The 16,769-nt window shown below is 70.8% G+C and carries 13 protein-coding genes and 1 pseudogene; 4 read left to right on the plus strand and 10 right to left on the minus strand.

The features are described from left to right. Positions 1-4: 4 nt before the first annotated feature. Positions 5-706, minus strand: a complete 702-nt coding sequence (locus MKK54_RS09670) for an RluA family pseudouridine synthase (protein WP_244010575.1) — start codon at positions 704-706, stop codon at positions 5-7. 41 nt (positions 707-747) lie between these two features. Here MKK54_RS09670 and ftsY point away from each other — a divergent pair, with 41 nt between their 5' ends. Together ftsY and MKK54_RS09680 are read left to right on the plus strand one after the other, a co-directional pair. Next, positions 748-2,223 carry a signal recognition particle-docking protein FtsY gene (ftsY, locus tag MKK54_RS09675; RefSeq protein ID WP_244010576.1) on the plus strand — a complete coding sequence of 492 codons (1,476 nt, stop codon included), beginning with the start codon at positions 748-750 and terminating at the stop codon, positions 2,221-2,223. Positions 2,224-2,295: 72 nt separating this feature from the next. After that, positions 2,296-2,913: a septation protein A gene (locus MKK54_RS09680; RefSeq protein WP_244010577.1), complete on the plus strand. Its 618-nt coding sequence runs from the start codon at positions 2,296-2,298 to the stop codon at positions 2,911-2,913. Positions 2,914-3,008: 95 nt separating this feature from the next. Here the strand turns inward: MKK54_RS09680 and MKK54_RS09685 are convergent, their stop codons facing one another. From MKK54_RS09685 to MKK54_RS09710, 6 genes and pseudogenes are all read right to left on the minus strand, one after another. Next, positions 3,009-3,608 carry a DsbE family thiol:disulfide interchange protein gene (locus MKK54_RS09685; protein WP_244010578.1) on the minus strand — a complete coding sequence of 200 codons (600 nt, stop codon included), beginning with the start codon at positions 3,606-3,608 and terminating at the stop codon, positions 3,009-3,011. Next, entirely contained in the window at positions 3,605-3,757 is a 153-nt protein-coding gene (gene ccmD, locus MKK54_RS09690; protein WP_244010579.1) for a heme exporter protein CcmD, read from the minus strand. The genes MKK54_RS09685 and ccmD overlap by 4 nt, the downstream gene beginning before the upstream one ends. A gap of 80 nt (positions 3,758-3,837) precedes the next feature. Continuing rightward, positions 3,838-4,632, minus strand: coding sequence for a heme ABC transporter permease (locus MKK54_RS09695; protein WP_244010580.1), 795 nt, complete (start codon positions 4,630-4,632; stop codon positions 3,838-3,840). A 133-nt stretch (positions 4,633-4,765) separates the two neighbouring features. After that, positions 4,766-6,997: pseudogene (locus MKK54_RS09700) on the minus strand (PAS domain S-box protein); the annotation flags it as partial. 176 nt (positions 6,998-7,173) lie between these two features. Next, the gene (locus MKK54_RS09705; RefSeq protein ID WP_244010582.1) at positions 7,174-7,986 is read right to left on the minus strand and encodes a Crp/Fnr family transcriptional regulator; all 813 of its coding nucleotides are present in this window, start codon (positions 7,984-7,986) and stop codon (positions 7,174-7,176) included. A gap of 189 nt (positions 7,987-8,175) precedes the next feature. After that, positions 8,176-8,424, minus strand: a complete 249-nt coding sequence (locus tag MKK54_RS09710; RefSeq protein WP_244010583.1) for a hypothetical protein — start codon at positions 8,422-8,424, stop codon at positions 8,176-8,178. Positions 8,425-8,678: 254 nt separating this feature from the next. Here MKK54_RS09710 and MKK54_RS09715 point away from each other — a divergent pair, with 254 nt between their 5' ends. Then, the gene (locus MKK54_RS09715; protein WP_244010584.1) at positions 8,679-8,894 is read left to right on the plus strand and encodes a hypothetical protein; all 216 of its coding nucleotides are present in this window, start codon (positions 8,679-8,681) and stop codon (positions 8,892-8,894) included. A gap of 717 nt (positions 8,895-9,611) precedes the next feature. On the opposite strand, the gene MKK54_RS09720 is transcribed toward MKK54_RS09715, so the two are convergent. From MKK54_RS09720 to MKK54_RS09730, 3 genes are all read right to left on the minus strand, one after another. After that, on the minus strand, positions 9,612-10,736 hold the full coding sequence (locus tag MKK54_RS09720; RefSeq protein WP_409564155.1) for a hypothetical protein: 1,125 nt from the start codon (positions 10,734-10,736) through the stop codon (positions 9,612-9,614). A 47-nt stretch (positions 10,737-10,783) separates the two neighbouring features. Continuing rightward, entirely contained in the window at positions 10,784-13,810 is a 3,027-nt protein-coding gene (locus MKK54_RS09725) for a penicillin-binding protein 1A (protein WP_244010585.1), read from the minus strand. A 327-nt stretch (positions 13,811-14,137) separates the two neighbouring features. Further along, positions 14,138-15,772 carry an ABC1 kinase family protein gene (locus MKK54_RS09730; protein WP_244010586.1) on the minus strand — a complete coding sequence of 545 codons (1,635 nt, stop codon included), beginning with the start codon at positions 15,770-15,772 and terminating at the stop codon, positions 14,138-14,140. A gap of 222 nt (positions 15,773-15,994) precedes the next feature. On the opposite strand from MKK54_RS09730, the gene MKK54_RS09735 reads away from it, so the two are divergent. Next, entirely contained in the window at positions 15,995-16,639 is a 645-nt protein-coding gene (locus tag MKK54_RS09735) for an MBL fold metallo-hydrolase (protein ID WP_244010587.1), read from the plus strand. Positions 16,640-16,769 lie beyond the last annotated feature (130 nt).

Consider the following 16,769-nt stretch of genomic DNA (forward strand, 5'->3'; position numbering starts at 1 on the left):
GCGATCAGCCGGTGAAGCCACACCGCTCCAATCCCGCCCGCATGTGCTCGGGCGCGGGCGCCTCGACCAGGATCGGCGGCTTCTTCGGGTAGAGCGGCAGGCGCAGCGCGCGGGCGTGAAGCTGCAGGCCCGGGCCGCCGCTGCGGGGCGCGGCGCCGTAGATCGGATCGCCGAGGATCGGGAACCCCATCGCGGCGCAATGGACCCGCAGTTGGTGCGTCCGGCCGGTGACCGGCGCGAGCGCGAGCCAGGTCAGGCCGCCACCGCGTCCGAGCACGGAAAAGCGGGTCAGGGACGGATCCCCCGCCGGGTCGGCCTTCATCCACCAGGAGCGCGGATCGTCGGAGCGGCGGGCCAGCGGCAGGTCGATGCTCCCGGCTTCCTCGGACGGACCACCCTCGACCAGGGCCCAGTAGGTCTTCTCCACCGTGCCGCTCGCGGCGAAGAGCTTGTTGAGGCGAGCCAGCGCCTTGGCGTGGCGCCCGAGCGCGAGGCAGCCGGAGGTGTCGCGGTCGAGGCGGTGGGCGGCCTCCGGGCGCCGGGGCAGGCCGAAGCGCAGGGCGTCGAGATGGTCGGTGAGGGTCTCGCCGCCCTTCGGGCCGGGATGGACGGGCAAACCCGCCGGCTTGTCGATGACGAGCACAAGGGCATCGCGGTAGAGGAGGCGCGCGCCTATGTCTGGTACGAGGGCATCGGCTGGGGGCATAGCCTCGCGCTAACTATGCCGGGTCCGGGGAGCAAGCGGGAATGAGCGAAGACAAGAGGCCGGGCTGGCTGCTGCGCAAGATGTTCGGCACCAAGGAGGAGGCGCGGCCCGCGCCGGTGCCGGTGCAGCCGCCCGATCCGAAGCCGGCCGCGACGCCCGCCCCGCGGCCGGCGCCCGAGCCGGCCATCGCGCCCGTGGCGCCGCCGCCCGACTCCCCCGCCTCGTTCTCCGAGGGACAGCCGGATTTTACGACCGCCGCCACGGACGTCTCGTCCGTGCCCCCGCCCGCGGGCGAGCCGGGCGACGAGAACGCGCGCAAGAACGCGGTCCCCGACGAACTCGAGGGGGCCGACCTGCAGCCCGTGGCGGGCGCCGAGGAGCGCCCGCCCGCCGGCACGGCCGGCGACGACCCGGCGCGCGGCGCCGAGGCCGCCGACACCACGAGCCAGGCATTCTCGCCCGAACCCGTCCTCCCGACGACATCGGAGCCTGAGCCGCATCTCGAGCCGGAACCCGAGCCCGAGCCGGCCCCGGAGCCCGAGGTCTCGACCCAGATCTTCATGCCCGAGCCGGATTCGTCCGCCGAGGAGCCGAAGCGCGGCTGGTGGAGCCGCCTGACGGGAGGCATGAAGCGGACCTCCTCGGCGTTGACCGAGCGCGTCACCGGCCTGTTCACCAAGCGCAAGCTCGACGCCGACACGCTGGAGGAACTGGAGGACGCGCTGATCCAGGCCGATTTCGGCATCGAGACCGCCATGCGGGTCTCGGAGGCCGTGGGCAAGGGCCGCTACGACAAGGGCATCTCGCCGGACGCCGTGCGGGAGATCCTGGCGGCGGAGGTCGAGCGCGCCCTCACCCCCGTGGCGATCCCCTTCCGCATCGACACCACGAAGAAGCCGTTCGTGATCCTGATGATCGGCGTCAACGGTGCCGGCAAGACCACCACCATCGGCAAGCTCGCGATGAAGTTGAAAGCCGACGGGCATTCGCTGATGCTGGCGGCCGGCGACACTTTCCGGGCGGCGGCGATCGAGCAGCTCAAGGTCTGGGGCCAGCGCACGCAGACCCCCGTCATCGCCCGCGCGCAGGGGTCGGACGCGGCCGGCCTCGCCTTCGACGCCTACGAGGCGGCCAAGGCCCAGGGCACCGACGTCCTCCTGATCGACACCGCCGGCCGGCTCCAGAACAAGGCCGGCTTGATGGCGGAGCTGGAGAAGATCCTGCGGGTGATCCGCAAGATCGACGCGCAGGCTCCCCACGCGGTGCTCCTCGTCCTCGACGCGACGGTGGGCCAGAACGCGCTGAGCCAGGTCGAGCTGTTCTCGAAGGCCGCCAACGTCACCGGCCTCGTCATGACCAAGCTCGACGGCACCGCACGCGGCGGCATCCTGGTGGCGCTCGCGGCCAAGTTCGGCCTGCCCGTGCACTTCATCGGCGTCGGCGAGGGCGTCGAGGACCTGGAGCCCTTCGCGGCGCGCGACTTCGCCCGCGCGATCGCCGGCCTGGACGCGGGCTGACGATCGCCCACGAAACCACTGGAACGCCTTGTCGCGGCACGCCGGTGCCGAGGCTCCCCTATGATGGACACCATGCAGATCGAAGCCATCCCTCCGCGCCGCCACCTTCCGCCACTGCTCAAGCTCGCCCTGGAGCTCGGGCCGTTGATGATCTTCTTCTTCGGCAACGCCTACGCCGAGCGCCTCGGGGTGCATCCCGACCAGAAGCTGTTCGTGGCCACCGGCGTGTTCATCGCCGCCACGGTGGTGGCGCTGGGCATCCACTACGCGCTGATGCGGCGGCTCCCCATCATGCCGCTGGTCTCGGGCGTCGTCGTGGTGGTGTTCGGCGGGCTGACGCTGGCGCTCCAGGACAAGACCTTCATCATGATGAAGCCCACCATCGTGAACACCCTGTTCGGCCTCGTGCTGCTCGGCGGGCTCGCCTTCGGCAAGTCGCTGCTCTCGGTGGTGCTCGACTCGATGTTCGCCCTCACCGAGGACGGCTGGCGCAAGCTGACCTTCCGCTGGGGCGTGTTCTTCCTCGTTCTCGCCGCCATCAACGAGGTGGTGTGGCGCACCCAGACGGAGGATTTCTGGGTCAGCTTCAAGGTCTTCGGCATCATGCCGCTGACCATCGCCTTCGCGCTGGCCCAGACCCCGCTGCTGATGCGCCACGAGCGCAAGGAGCCCGGCCCGGACCCGGTCTGACGAACCGATCAGGCGCCCCCGGACACGGCCTCCGGCACAAAGGGAGCCCGCGACCGGGGCGCCGGCCGCTCCGGACGGCGTTCGAGGCCGCCGCCTCAGCGCGCGGCGGGCGTGCCGGCCGCGCGGATCTTGTCGAGCACGGATGCGAAGTTCTCCGGCGTGACGATGCCCACGAGCTTGTCGCGGATCGTGCCGTCCGGCCCGATGATGAAGGTCTCGGGTACGCCGTAGACGCCGAAATCGATGCCGGCGCGGCCCTCGCTGTCCATCCCGACCGCCGCGAACGGCACGCCGTTGCGCGTCAGGAAGCGGCGTCCGTTCTCCGCCGTGTCCTTGTAGTCGACGCCGACCAGCCGCACGCCCGGCTCGCGCGCGAGGCGCATGAGTTGCGGATGCTCGATCTGGCAGGGCGCGCACCAGGAGGCCCAGAAATTCACCACCGTGACGCTGCCGAGGAGGTCGGCGCGCGCCAGGCCCGGAACCGCCGCGCCGTTGGCGGAGAGGCCCGGCATCGCCGGGAGGTCGAAGGCGGGGGCGGGCTTGCCGATCAGGGCCGAGGGGATGGCCGCCGGGTCGGCGCCCGAGCGCAGGCGCAGGAAGAAGATCGCGGCGAGCACCGCGAAGGTGACCAGCGGCAGGATCACCAGGAGCGAGCGCCGGGCCGGCGCCGGAGCCTCCGTCGCGGGTTCGCTCACGCGCGCTCTCCGCCCGCGTCCTGGAGACCGGCGAGCGCCCGCTTCTGCGCCCGGTGATCCCGCACGGCGTGGAGGATCAGGCCGCCGATGACGAGGGCGGTGAAGGCGTAGGCGCCGAGGATGTACCCGGCATGCGTTCCGAGAATCATGGGCTTCCGAGACTTATGGACTTCCGAGGATCATGGGTTTCTGGGCAGCGTCAGGGGCCGGACCGGGCAGGCGGGACCCTTCACAGGCCCTGGACGGCTCCACCCATGGGCGAGGGCGCCACGGACACGCGCGCCGGCGTGATGCCCGCGTCGAGGCGCTCGGCCTCACGGATGGTCAGGGTGCGCACCCGGCGGCGCAGGATCTCGGTGCGCATGGCGTAGAGGTGCAGCGTCACCCCCAGCAGGGTGAAGGCCAGGATCATCTCCAGCAGTGGGTAGAGCATGCTCGGGTCGATCGCCGAACCGCCCATGCGCATGATCGAGGCGGGCTGGTGCAGCGTCGACCACCAGTTCACCGAGAACTTGATGATCGGCAGGTTCACCGCCCCGACCAGGGTCAGGATCGCGATGGCGCGCGCCGCCCGGTTCGGGTCCTCGATCGTCCGCCACAGGGCGATGATGCCGCAATAGATCAGGAACAGCACCAGCATGGAGGTCAGGCGCGCGTCCCAGACCCAGTAGGTGCCCCACATGGGCTTGCCCCAGAGGGAGCCCGTCACGAGGCAGATCAACGTGAAGGCCGCCCCGATCGGCGCGGCGGCGCGCTGCGCCACGTCCGCCAGGGGATGGCGCCAGACCAGGGTGCCGAGGGCCGAGAGCGCCATGCCGCCGTAGAAGAACACCCCGAGCCAGGCCGCCGGCACGTGGATGTACATGATCCGCACGGTCTCGCCCTGCTGGTAGTCGGGCGGCACCATGAACCAGGTGAGATACAGGCCGACCGCGAGGAGCAGGCCCGACAATCCGGCGAGCCAGGGCATCGCGGGTTGCGTCCAGCGCAGGAAGTGACCGGGATGGGCGAAGCGAGTCCACATGGTTCCGCCCTCTACCCCAGGGTGCGGTGCAGCGGCAATGCGCAGATGGTGCGCAGGGCGCCGCACGCCGCCGGTTCTTCGGGGGTGCGCCCAGCGGGCAGGGGGTGGGCGGGGCGGCCCTTCGTCCCCGGCATCAGGTGTTAGCCTGGAAGCCGGCCAGGGGTGCCACCACGCGGCAGACGAGGCCGGTGGGCGCGTAGTCGACGCTGATGGTGCCGCCGACGGCGCCCACGAGCCCGCGCTCGATCAGCCGCGAGCCGAAGCCCTTATGCGTGGGCGGCGTGACCGTGGGACCATCCGTCTCGGACCAGGCCAGCCGCACCACCGGGCCGGACGATTCCAGATCCAGGCTCCAGGCCACGGCGACGCGGCCGTCGGGCACGGAGAGGGCGCCGTACTTGACCGCGTTGGTGGCCAGTTCGTGCAGCATCAGCGCCAGCGACAGGGCCGCCTTCGCCCCCAGGGTGATCGGCGGCCCCGCGAGGTGGAAGCGCCCCGGCTGGCGGTCGTCGTGGATCGAGAGGGCGCCGTGCATGACCGCCTCCATCTCGGCGCTCTCGTGAGCGCCGGAGAGCAGGATGTCGTGGGCCTTGCCCAGCGCGATCAGGCGCGCGGCCAGGGCCTCCTTGGCCGCCTCCACGTCGGTGACGTTGCGCAGGGTCTGCGAGGCGATGGCCTGGACCATGGCCAGCGTGTTCTTGAGCCGGTGGCTGAGTTCGCGGTTGAGGATGCGCTGCTGCTCGTCCGCCTCGACGCGGGTCAGGCCGCCCCAGGCCCGCTCGGCCACCTCGCGCGCGAAGGCGATCTCGCCCGTGCTCCAGTCGCGGGGCACCCGGTCCAGGACGTAGAGGATGCCCGCGAGCCGGCCGCGCCGCAGGACCGGGACCTTGATCACCGCGCGCATTCCGAGGCGGTCATACCCCGCGGGATCGTCGACGCGGTCCGGCGTGGCCCGGATGTCGGCCACGCTGATGATGTCGCCGCGCCCCAGCCGGTCGACGCTCGCCGCCAGGGTCGAGCGCGGGGCGGTGGGCAGGCCCGGCATCCCGGTGCCGGCATCGGCCCCGTCCGCCATCCAGTCCGGCGTGATCGAGGTGATCTGCCCGCCGGCATCGACCTGCGCGTAGCCGGCGCGGGCGACGCCGAGGGCACGCCCCAGGCTCTCGGCCGTGGCGGCCACGACGTCCGCGTGCGTATGCAGGTCGCGCAGGCGATCGCTCAGGGCGATCAGCGCCTCGCGACGGGCGTCGGCACGCTTCTCCTCGGTGATGTCCTCGATCATCGCCGTGGCATGGACGCCGTTGCCCAGCCTCTGCGAGACGAGGTTCACCCGGGCCCAGATGACGCGCCCGTCGAGGCGCCGGTAGCGCTTCTCCAGGCGGACCTGCATGGTCTGGCCGGACGCCAGGCGCTCGTGCAGCGCGGCGCGCTCCGTGTCGTCCTCGGGAGGCGTCCAGCGGGCCAGGGAATGCCCGAGGATCTCCGATTCGGGCGCGCCCCAGATCTCGCAGAGCTTGGCGTTGACCGCGAAGGCGCGGACGCTGCGGGGGTCGAACTGCACGATGCCGATATTGGCGTTCTGGAAGACCGCGCGGAACTGGGCGCCGGCGCGGTTGCGCTCGGTGATGTCGAGCATCGCGCCGATCATCCGTGTCGGCGCGCCGGAGGCGTCGCGGACCATGTAGCCCCGGTCGAGCACGTCGGCATAGGTGCCGTCGGCGCGCAGGAAGCGGTACTCGTGGCTCCAATCGTCGCCGCTGCCCCCGATCGCCGCGCGGATATCGGCCTCGACGGCGGCCCGGTCCTGAGGGTGGATCTGGGCCAGCCACCAGCCGCCGGTGGGCTCGATCCGATCGAGCGGCCAGCCATAGGCGGCGGTGAGGGCCGCGTTCCACAGTACGGTGTCGTTGACGAGGTCCCAGTCCCAGATCGCGTCGTTGGTGGCCCGCGCCACGAGACGGTAGCGCTCCTCGGTCGCCCGGAGGGCGATCTCGGCGGTCTTGGCCTGGGTGATGTCGCGCACCGTGCCGACGAGGCGGATGGCGCGGCCCGCCTCGGTCACCCGCTGACCCCGCGCCGCCAGCCAGCGGGACGTCCCGCCGGCATCGATCCGGTACTCGCAGTCGAACGTCCCCGGTCCCGCCGGGTCGAGGGCCGCGCGCATGGCCGCGTCCACCCGGTCCCGGTCGTCCGGATGGAGCGCGGGCAGGAAGGTCCCCGCATAGGTGACGGGCGCCTCCGGGCGAAGGCCGAACAGGGCGTGGGCGCGGGCATCCCAGCGCAGGCGCTCCGCCTCCAGGTCGTAATCGAAGATCCCGATGCCGGTGGCCTCGACCGCGAGGCGCAGGAGGACGGCGTTCTCGCCGAGCGTCGGAGCATTCCGCGCCGCGTCGCCGTGCCCCGCCGGAGACGGCAGGTCCGGGCCGGACGCGTCCTGCGGCAGACCGTGCTGCCTGTCTGCCGAGGGCGTCATCATCGAGGGAGAGCGTCAAATCCTGTCTGGTGAGGCGCGTCGCCGGATGGCGCGCGCGAGGGTGCGGGTCAGGCCGGCTCGCGATCCGTCAGGGCCAGGAGCGATTCCGGACCGGGCCGATGGCCGGGGGGATCGACCGCGAGGAGTACGCCGTCCGTGCCGTAGATCGCGCCGAGCACCGTTTCGTAATGGTGCCGGACCACGCCGTGGCACTCGCAGGCGGCGGCCTCGGCCGCGACCCGGCTGCGCATGACGATGCGGCCGCGCCCGACCTCGATCAGCCCCTGCCGCTGCAAGGTCCGCAGGATGCGGGTGAGATAGGTGCGCTGGACGCCGAGCATCGCGGCGAGCAATTCCTGCGTCACCGGCAGGACTTCGGTCCCGATCCGGTCCTGGAGGGTCAGGAGCCAGCGCAGGCAGCGCGCCTCGATGGGGTGCAGCGCGTTGCAGGCCACGGATTGCAGCACCTGGGCCAGCAGGCAGTCGCCGTAGCGGGTGAAGAGGTTGCGCAGGGCCGGCGAGCGCCACTTGGCTTCCTGCAGACGCGCCGCGTCGAGGCGCAGGACGGGTCCGCCGAGCTGCACGACGGCATGCGTCGAGGCCGGGAGAAATCCGCTGCTGACGACGCCCCCGACCGCCCCCTCGCGGCCGATCGTGGCGGTCTCGGCGCTGCGCCCGTCGCGCATGACGATCATCAGGCTGACGACGGTCTGATCGCACGGGAAGGCGATCGTCGTGACGGAGGTGCCGACCGCGAACAAGGTCTCGCCGCGCCGGCAGAGCGCGAACTCCAGATGCGGATCGAGCAGCGCCCGGTCCTCGGGGCGAAGTCCGTCGAGGAGGAGATTGCCCGGAACGGGCATGCCGGGGCCCGAAGCCATGGAACGCGCTGTGTCCACCGTCTGTCTCTCGGGCCTCTAGCGCATCGCCGTGCGGGCGTCTGTCTAGAAGTAGACGTAACCGAGACAATTTTGGCGAATTGATGGGAACCTTTCCGACGGAAGGGATTCCGGACGCGCCGGACCCGGCGGCCAGGGGTTTGATGAGGGGACTTGGTAATAGGACTTGGCTCAGGCCTGACCGGCCTCGTCACCCTCGCCGATGCAGTCGAGGGCGCGCTCCACCGCGGTGACGGCGTCGAGCAGGTTCTGGACCGTGCGCTCGACCTCGCGGGCCGGGCGCCCCATGGCGGCGGCTCGGGCGCTCACGACCTCCAGCTGCTCCAGGAGGGCGAAGAGATCGTCGGCCACCGCCACCACGTCGGTGACGACGACAGGCGGTGCGGAGGGGCGTCGGAGGAAGGGAAGCACGTTGCTCATTGGCATCATGTGTCGCGTGTTCACGGGCAAAGCGCCAGCCTGCGCGGACCGGGATTCCACACGTTCGACCGGAAACGGGCGCTTCCCTTCCGGGGTGGTGAGCGTTTTCGTGGCGCGGTGACATCACTCCGTCAGGAACCGGCGACGATTCGTTAGCCTTGCGCGATTCGTCATCCCGGTCGCGGTCCCGGCGCTTGACGCGCAGGCGCCCGTGGCAGCACCACGGGCCCCACGTGCCACCAGGATCTCCGACGATGCGCCTCGCCACCCTCGCCCTCGCGACCCTGCTCCTGAGCGGACTCGGCGCCTGCAACAGCGACAGCCCCAGCGGTCGCGGCGGCGTCTCCGATGCCTTCGACACCAGCAATTATCGCCGGTCCAACGACACCAACGGCACCCAGACCCGCCGCGACGTGAACCGCCAGTACACCCAGCCCTCGATGCCCTCGATCATCAATCGCGGGAACTGAGTCCCGGTCCGACCCGCTCGCGGGTCGGTTCGCTCGGGGCAATTCTTCGGCTCAAGTCCGTTGGCGACGATATCGTCGAACCAGATGGATCCGGCCATCGGGGTGCCCGCCGGCGGCTTTTTGCCGAGCGAGCGCCGCGCGGCTTCATCGAGGGTGATCCGCAGACCGCTCTGACGGCCATCGACACGCACGCCAGATCCAAGACGCCTCCGAGCTCAGCACCGAGAGGCTGACGCCTGAGGAACAGCGGCATGGGTTCATCGAAGCCGCGCGGGAGGGTGGCTGGCGCCGGCGCGGATGAAACCGACATCGATACCGCGTTGAAACGGATCGCGAAGCCGAAGCGTGCGCCCGAAATCCGGCGTGCTGATCCGATCAGCAGGGTTGGTAGACGGGGCCGCCGTAGCATGAGCGCGGCCGGTCAGGATCAAGGTTGAACGCGCTCTTGCGGCCCGACCCCGAATCGGACGCGCTCCTCGATATGCAGCCCGACGCGGTGCAGGCAAGGAGCACGATCACGATCAGGTTCTTGCACATCGTTCACCTCTCCCGGGAACAGAAGGTCGCACCGGAATAGGGCGCAAATTTGCTGCGAGCGCCTTTGCTCAGACGGCCGCGGCGACAACCCAATCCAGAGCGGATCGCGAAGGCTCGTCACAGCCGTATGCGCGAACGGGAGAATCACCGAATCTCTCGGCTCAGTTCTTGTCTCTCGGCTCAGTTCTTGGCGAGCGCGTCCGCGAACGCGATCATGCGGTTGCGGGCGTAGGTCGGCAGGCCTGCGCTGATCGAGGTGCCGGTGTTGAAGGACGAGTTGCCCATCAGCACCTGGGCCGGCAGCAGGTTCTTGAGCACCGGAACGCGGGCATATTCCTGCTTGCGGTCGAGGACGTCGGCCTTGATCGCCAGCGCCATGTAGGTGGTCACCACGGTCTTCCCCGGATCGCCGGGCATGGGCTGGAACACCGCCAGGAACTTGCCGAAGCGCAGGATCTGGTTGACCCAGAAGATCGTCTGCTCCAGCCCGCCCGTCACCGGCGTGTCGACCTTCGTCAATCCTCCGAGAGCCCCGCCCCCGAGAGCCCCGCCCCCGAGGGCCGCGATCTCCGCGGGCGGCAGCGTGCGCAACTCGCTCTGGAACGAGACGAACTCGGCGATCTTCTTCGAGGCCCCGTCCTCGAGCCGGTTGGCGAGCTTCACGCCGAGCGGCAGCTTGCCCTCCAGATCGTAGCGCGACTCGATGCAGGTGGTGCCGACCTCGCACCAGGGCCGGTCGGGGCGCTTGGCGAAGGCGGCCGCCGGGTCCTTGTTCGGGGTGGCGTCGGCGGGGTTGAGCGCCTTGTGCTTGATCACCGGGTCCATCTTCGCGACGAAGCCGAGGGTGGCGTAGGCGGCGAGATCGATGCTCTCCGGGGGCCTGGCCACCACGAAACGCCCCTGGGCCACGTAGACCTTGAGGGTCTCGTGCCGGCGCTTGGCGACCCCGTTCAGGGTCTGCATGTAATCGGGCTCCGCATAGCCCGGATAGGGCGCCAGGGCGGCGCGCTCGCCCGGCCGCAGCCGGCCCCAGTCGAGATAGGGCACGAGGCCGTTCTCGGGCTTGGCCGGGTCGTCGCGATGATCCGTGAACAGGATGGTGCCGGGCTTCAGGCCCGCGAGGTTCGCCGCCTCGATGGACGGCACGTCCCTGATCCGGGCGTCCTTGGTCTGGTCCCCGCCGGCGGGAGCCGCCGGGGGCTGCTGCTTCATACCCTCCTGGGCGAGCGCCGTCCGGGGCGCGCTCGCCCCCGTCAGGGCGAGGGTGAGGGCAAGGAGAAGGGACGCCGGAACTGGGCTGTGCACGTCGAGGCCTCGAAGTCGGGGAGGGTGGCTGGCGGCCGGGACCGCGCTCAGAAGCGCGGATCGTCGCCGAACAGGTAGTCGGGATCGCGGCGGCGCGGACGCGGCCGGACCTCCTCGTCGTCGCCGAAGGGCGAGCGCTGCGTGCCCGGCCAGGGCTGGTAGGTCTCGCCCTGCGCCCGGCGGCCACGCCGCTCGCCGAAGGGATCGAGGAGATCGGAATCGGGCTGCGCCCGGCGCCCGCCGGCCAGTCCCCCGAAGAGGCCGCCCGCCACGTCGGGCGCGTCCTCGTCCGCGCCGAGGTCGCCGTCCTCGGCGTCGGGGCGCATGGCGGTCCGGGTCTCGCGCGGCAGGAGCTGGTACTGGGTGTCGGCCATGCGGCCGTCCTTGATCCGGAAGTGCTCGCGGAAGCCCCCGCCCTCCACGCGCTCGCCGCTGCGCGGATCGATGCTGACGTCGGCGAGGTACGGGCGCGCCTCGGGGGAGGGCGGCGCCAGGGGCGTCCGGGGCACGCCGTTGGCCCAGGCGGCCTGCAGGATGGAGCCCGCGATCGGCACCGCGAGGTGGCCGCCGGTCTGGCCGCGCCCCAGGGTCCGGCGGGTGCCGTCCGCATTGTCGTAGCCGACCCAGACCACGATGGTGATCTCGTTGGTGAAGCCCGCGAACCAGGCGTCGTTCTCGTTCTCCGAGGTCCCGGTCTTCCCCGCGATCGCGGAGGAGAACCGGCTCAGCGCCGCGGCCGTGCCGTGGTTGGTGACACCCTGGAGCATGGTCTTCAGCTGGTAGAACGCCACCCGGTCGGCCGATCCGATGCGGGTCGGCGCCTTCGCCTCGTGGGTGTAGAGGGTCCGGCCGTCGCGCTCGACGGATTCCAGCGCGTAGGGCGCGGGTCGCGCGCCCTCGTTGGCGACCGCCGCGTAGAAGGCCGCCAGATCCACCATCCGCACGGGCTGAGCGCCGAGCACGAACGGATAGTAGCGCTCGCACTCGGCGTAGATCTGCGCCTCGAGGGCGAGGTCGCAGACCTTCTGCAGGCTGGCCGGCGCCTTGTCGCTGATGCCGCCCTGGAGCAGGCGCGCCGTGACGAGGTTCTTCGAGAATTCGAGGCCCCGCCGCAGGGTCGTGGCGCCGGCCCCGCCGCCGTCGTAGTTCTTCGGCGACCAGGAATCGCCGACCCCGCCGATGGGCGGCAGGGTGATGGCCGAGTCCATCACCAGGGTGTTGGGCTGAAGGCCCGCGTTCAGCGCCGCCAGGTAGGTCAGCGGCTTCAGGGTCGAGCCCGGCTGGCGCACGGTCTGGGTCACGCGGTTGAGCTGGCTCACCGGGTAGGAGAAGCCGCCCGCCATGGCGAGGATGCGGCCCGTGCGGTTCTCCAGCACCAGGGCGGCGCCCTGGACGGCCGGGCGCACGCGCAGGTCGGCGCGCGGGTTGCGCGCGCTGGGATCGCGCAGCCTCACCCGGACCACGTCGTAGGCTTGCAGCTTGCCGCGCGCGGGGCCGGGCTCCAGGCTGGCGGTGCGGCCATCGGCGAGGCCGACCTTCGCGCTGCCGCCGCGCCCGGTCTCCAGCACCACCGCGAGCGGCCAATGCACGTCGTAGAGCACCGGCCGCGCGGTCTCCAGGGCGCGCTGCCAGGCGGGCTTCGGACGCTCGACCTTCGCGGCCGCCCTGTCGGCCTCCGCCGCGCGCTTGCGCTCCGCCTTGGTCTTGGGCGCGGGCGCGGGCTTCGGCGCGTCGCCGACGAGGAGGGGCACGCCCAGCGGCGAGGCCTCGGCGGCGGGCGCCGCGCCCTCGAGCCGGCGCACGGCGTCGGCGAGGTTGAATTCCGGCCCCTCGTAGCGCTGGCGGCCGGTGGAGCGCTCGTAATTGGCCAGCCCGTCCTGAAGCGCGGTCTCGGTGGCGGTCTGGAGGCCGGCATTGATGGTGGAGCGCACCACGTGGCTGGCGGTCGTGAGCGAGTCGACGCCCGCGAAGGTGCGCACCTCGCGCGTCAGGTGATCGACGAAGTAGAAGCCGGAATCGCGCCGCGCCGTCTCGATCGGCTTCAATCCCAGGGGCGCGTTGGCCGCTTCGCCGAGCTGCGCCTCGGTGATCACGCCCTCCTCCTTCATCCGCGCGAGCACGTAGGCCCGGCGCTCGCGCGCCCGGTCGGGGTACTTGTCGGGGCTGTAGAAGTTCGGGCCCTTGGGCATGCCGGCCAGGAGGGCGGCCTCGGGCACGGTGAGCTGGCCCACCGATTTGCCGAAGTAGCTGCGCGCGGCCATCTCGATGCCGTAGGCGCCGCGTCCGAGATAGATGCCGTTGAGGTAGAGTTCCAGGATCTGCGGCTTAGCCAGGATGCGCTCCAGGCGGGAGGCCACGATCATCTCGCGGATCTTGCGCTCGTAGGTGACGTCGTCGCCCACCGAGAGGTTCTTGACCACCTGCTGGGTGATGGTCGAGCCGCCGGCCGGGCGGCCCGGCGAGGCGAGGTTGCCGATGAAGGCGCGGATCACGCCGCGCTCGTCGATGCCGTGGTGGGTCTCGAAGCGCTTGTCCTCGGCCGCCACGAAGGCCTTCTGCACCATCACCGGCACCTCGGCGATGGGCACGCTGAGGCGCCGCCCATTGGCTTCGAAGGCCTCGGCGTAGCGCTTGCCCGCCCCGTCGAAGATGAGGCTGGCGCCGGGGAGCTTGCGCTCCTTCAGGGCCTCGGCCGAGGGCAGGTCGGCCACCGCCTTGTTGTAGAAGGCGATGACCTCGGCCGCGTCGAAGGGCGAGTCCTTCGGGTTCTCGCCCTTGCAGAACTGGCGGTAACTGACGTTCAATTCGCCGATATCGAGCCCGTGCAGGATCTTGGGCGCGCCGGCCCCCGCGACGGCGCTCGGATCCTCCATCGCGGTGGAAATCAACTCGTCGAGATTGATGTCCTCGATGTCGAAGGCCTTGCGCATGTGGGCGCAGCCGTCGCGCAGGATCTGCACCACCTGGCCCTTGTCGGCCACCGGATCGAACTGGGTCCTCACCGCGTCCGGCCGCGTGGTGACCTGGCTGAGCGTCAGCGCCGTGGCGAACAGCTTGATCAGGATGATGTTCATGCGGGGCGAGGGACCGGGGTCGGGGAACGCGAGGAACGGCTCGTCGGACGGGCTCGATCGGGCCGGTCATACGAGCCCAAGGATGCGTTGCACAACGCGGCTGATTTAAGGACGTGATCCGGCCCTGACGCGGATGCCATTAAGACACGACGGAGGCGATCGATCATGCCCCGCTTCCGCACGCAGCCTGGCGGCATCCTCGCCCAAGAATACCTGACGCCGCTCGGCCCCTCCGTCCGGCTTTGGCAACGGAGGTCGGCGTTCCGCCCAATCGCCTGTCCGAGATTGCGAGGCCCACTCCGTCGAAGCGCAGTAAGGTCGGGCCCGCTACTTGTTGCGCCCGAGCAGCACGAGCCAGCCGATCCCGATCACGCACACCATCGCCCCCACGGTGACGAAGGCCGGCGTGCCGAGGTCCATGAAGCGGGGTGCCAATTGCGTCGCGAAGGCGGCGACGATCAGCGCCACGGCGATGCGGGCGGCGGCGCGCTCGATGCCGCGGGTGAGCTTCTCGATGCCCTTGAGTTCGATCTCGACGGTGACGCGGCCCTGCTTCAGGCGCACCAGCATGAGGTGGATCAGGGTCGGCAGCTCGGAGGCCGCGCCGAACAGGCCCGCGCCCACCGCCTCGACCTTGCGGGTCAGGCCCTTGATCGAGAATTGCGAGGCGAGCTTGCGCTTCACGGTCGGGCCGGCGGCCGAGAACAGGTCGAAGCCGGGGTCGAGCTGGCGCATCACGCCGTCCGCCGTCACCAGCCCCTTGAACAGGATGGCGAGATCCGTCGGCATGGCGAGGTCGTTCTCGCGCGCCATGGTCATGAAGTCGGTGAGCAGCGCGCCGAAATCGAGGGAGGCTCCGGTGTGGCGGGCCACGAAGGCCTGCGACGAGGCCTCGAGCTTGGTCAGGTCCGGGTTGCTCGACCCGCTCCAGTCGAGGAGCACGGCCATCAGCCCATCGGAATCCTCCTTCAGCATGGCGCCGATGAGCATGAGGAGCTGGGTGCGGCGGCGCTGGGACAGGCGGCCGATGATGCCGAAATCGATGAAGCCGATCCGGTTGTCCGGCATGATCAGCATGTTGCCGGGATGCGGGTCGGCGTGGAACACGCCCTCGATCAGCGCCATCTGCAGGAAGGCGTCGGTGCCCTTCTGGGCCAGCAGCACCTTGTCGTAGCCGGCGGCATCCAGGCGGGCATGGTCGTTGGGCGGGATGCCGTGCACGAATTCCTGCACGAGCACGCGCTCGGAGGTCCATTCCCAGTGGATCTTGGGCACCACGATGTCGTCGCGGTCGGCGAAGATCGCCGCGATGGTCTCGCAGTTGCGTGCCTCGTTGATGAGGTCGAGCTCGCCGTAGAGGCCGCTGGCGAGGTGGCGCATCTGCTCCTGGGGCTGGTAGCGGCCGAATTCCGGCCACTCGTCCACGACGATGCGGGTGGCGTGCCCCATCAGGCGCAGATCCGCCTCGATGACCTTGCGCAGGCCCGGGCGCAGCACCTTCACCACCACCTCCTCGCCCGTGTGCAGGCGGGCGCGGTAGACCTGCGCGATGGAGGCGGCCGCGAGCGGCGTGGTGTCGAACTCGGCGAAGACCTCCGCGGGCGGGGCGCCGAGATCCTCCTCCAGCTGGGGCCGGATGCGCTCCCACGGGATCGGCTTGACCTGGCTGTGGAGCTTCTCGAGCTCCTCGGTCCATTCCGGGGTCAGGAGGTCGGGCCGGCTCGCCAGGATCTGGCCGAGCTTCACGAAGGTCGGCCCCAGGGTCTCGATGGCCCGGCGCACGCGCTGGGGCTGCGACAGCCGCGCGATGTCGACCTGCGGCGTCCGGCGCTTGGCGAGGCGCGCCACCTGCGCGAGGCCGAGGCGCTCGACGACCTTGGTGACGCCGAAGCCGATGAGGACGGCGGCGATCTCCCCGAGGCGCTGCCGGTCCCGTGCGGCGACGAAGGCGGTTTTCAGCATGTGCGCAAGGGACCCGGGAAGGGAAGGAGGCTGGCCGTAAACGCGCGGCCGGACGATTGGTTAAGGCTCCGCTAGTCCCGTGGCGAGGCCGAAGTTTGTCCACGCGGCCCGCGCGACGCGCGGCGGATTCGCGCCCGCGCCGATCTCGGGCTAGACAGGCGTCCTCCCGCGTCCGCGCGGCGCCTCTCCGCGCCCGCGCGGCGCCATCCCGCGAGACCAGCGATGCCAGGCACGCCCCGCGCCGGAATTGTTCCGGTGACCCCCTTCCAGCAGAACTGCACCCTGATCTGGTCGGACGAGACCAAGGTCGGCGCCGTGGTCGATCCGGGCGGCGACCTCGACCGGATCGAGGCGGCGATCGCCGCGCAAGGCATCACCATCGAGAAGATCCTGCTCACCCACGGCCATATCGACCATGCGGGCGGGGCGGCCGAACTGCGCGAGCGCCTCGGCGTGCCGATCGAGGGGCCGCACGAGGCCGACCGCTACCTGCTCGACAGCCTGCCGGAGACGGGCGCCAATTACGGCATCGACGGCGCCCGCGTGGTGACGCCCGACCGCTGGCTCGCCGACGGCGACAGGGTCGAGGTCGGCGGTCTCGCCTTCGACATCCTGCACGCCCCCGGCCACTCGCCCGGCAGCGTGGTGTTCATGAGCCGCGACGCGCGCTTCGCCCTCGTGGGCGACGTGGTGTTCAAGGGCTCGGTGGGCCGCACCGACCTGCCCGGCGGCAGCCACGAGCAACTGATCCGGGCGATCAAGGACAAGGTCCTGCCGCTCGGCGACGACGTCGCCTTCATTCCCGGACACGGCCCCACGAGCACGCTCGGCGAGGAGCGGATGACGAACCCGTTCCTGCAGGATTGAGGCCCCCGTCCGGGGGCGGCCGCGCGCCCTTGACCGGAGGTTAACGCGGTCCGCGTAGAAAGGCATCGTTTCCGGGCCCGCCAGGGCCAGGAAGCGATGCATTCTCAACGTGAAACGCCTATATTGCGTG

It is taken from the genome of Methylobacterium sp. J-068, from assembly GCF_022829445.1.
Lineage (GTDB): Bacteria > Pseudomonadota > Alphaproteobacteria > Rhizobiales > Beijerinckiaceae > Methylobacterium.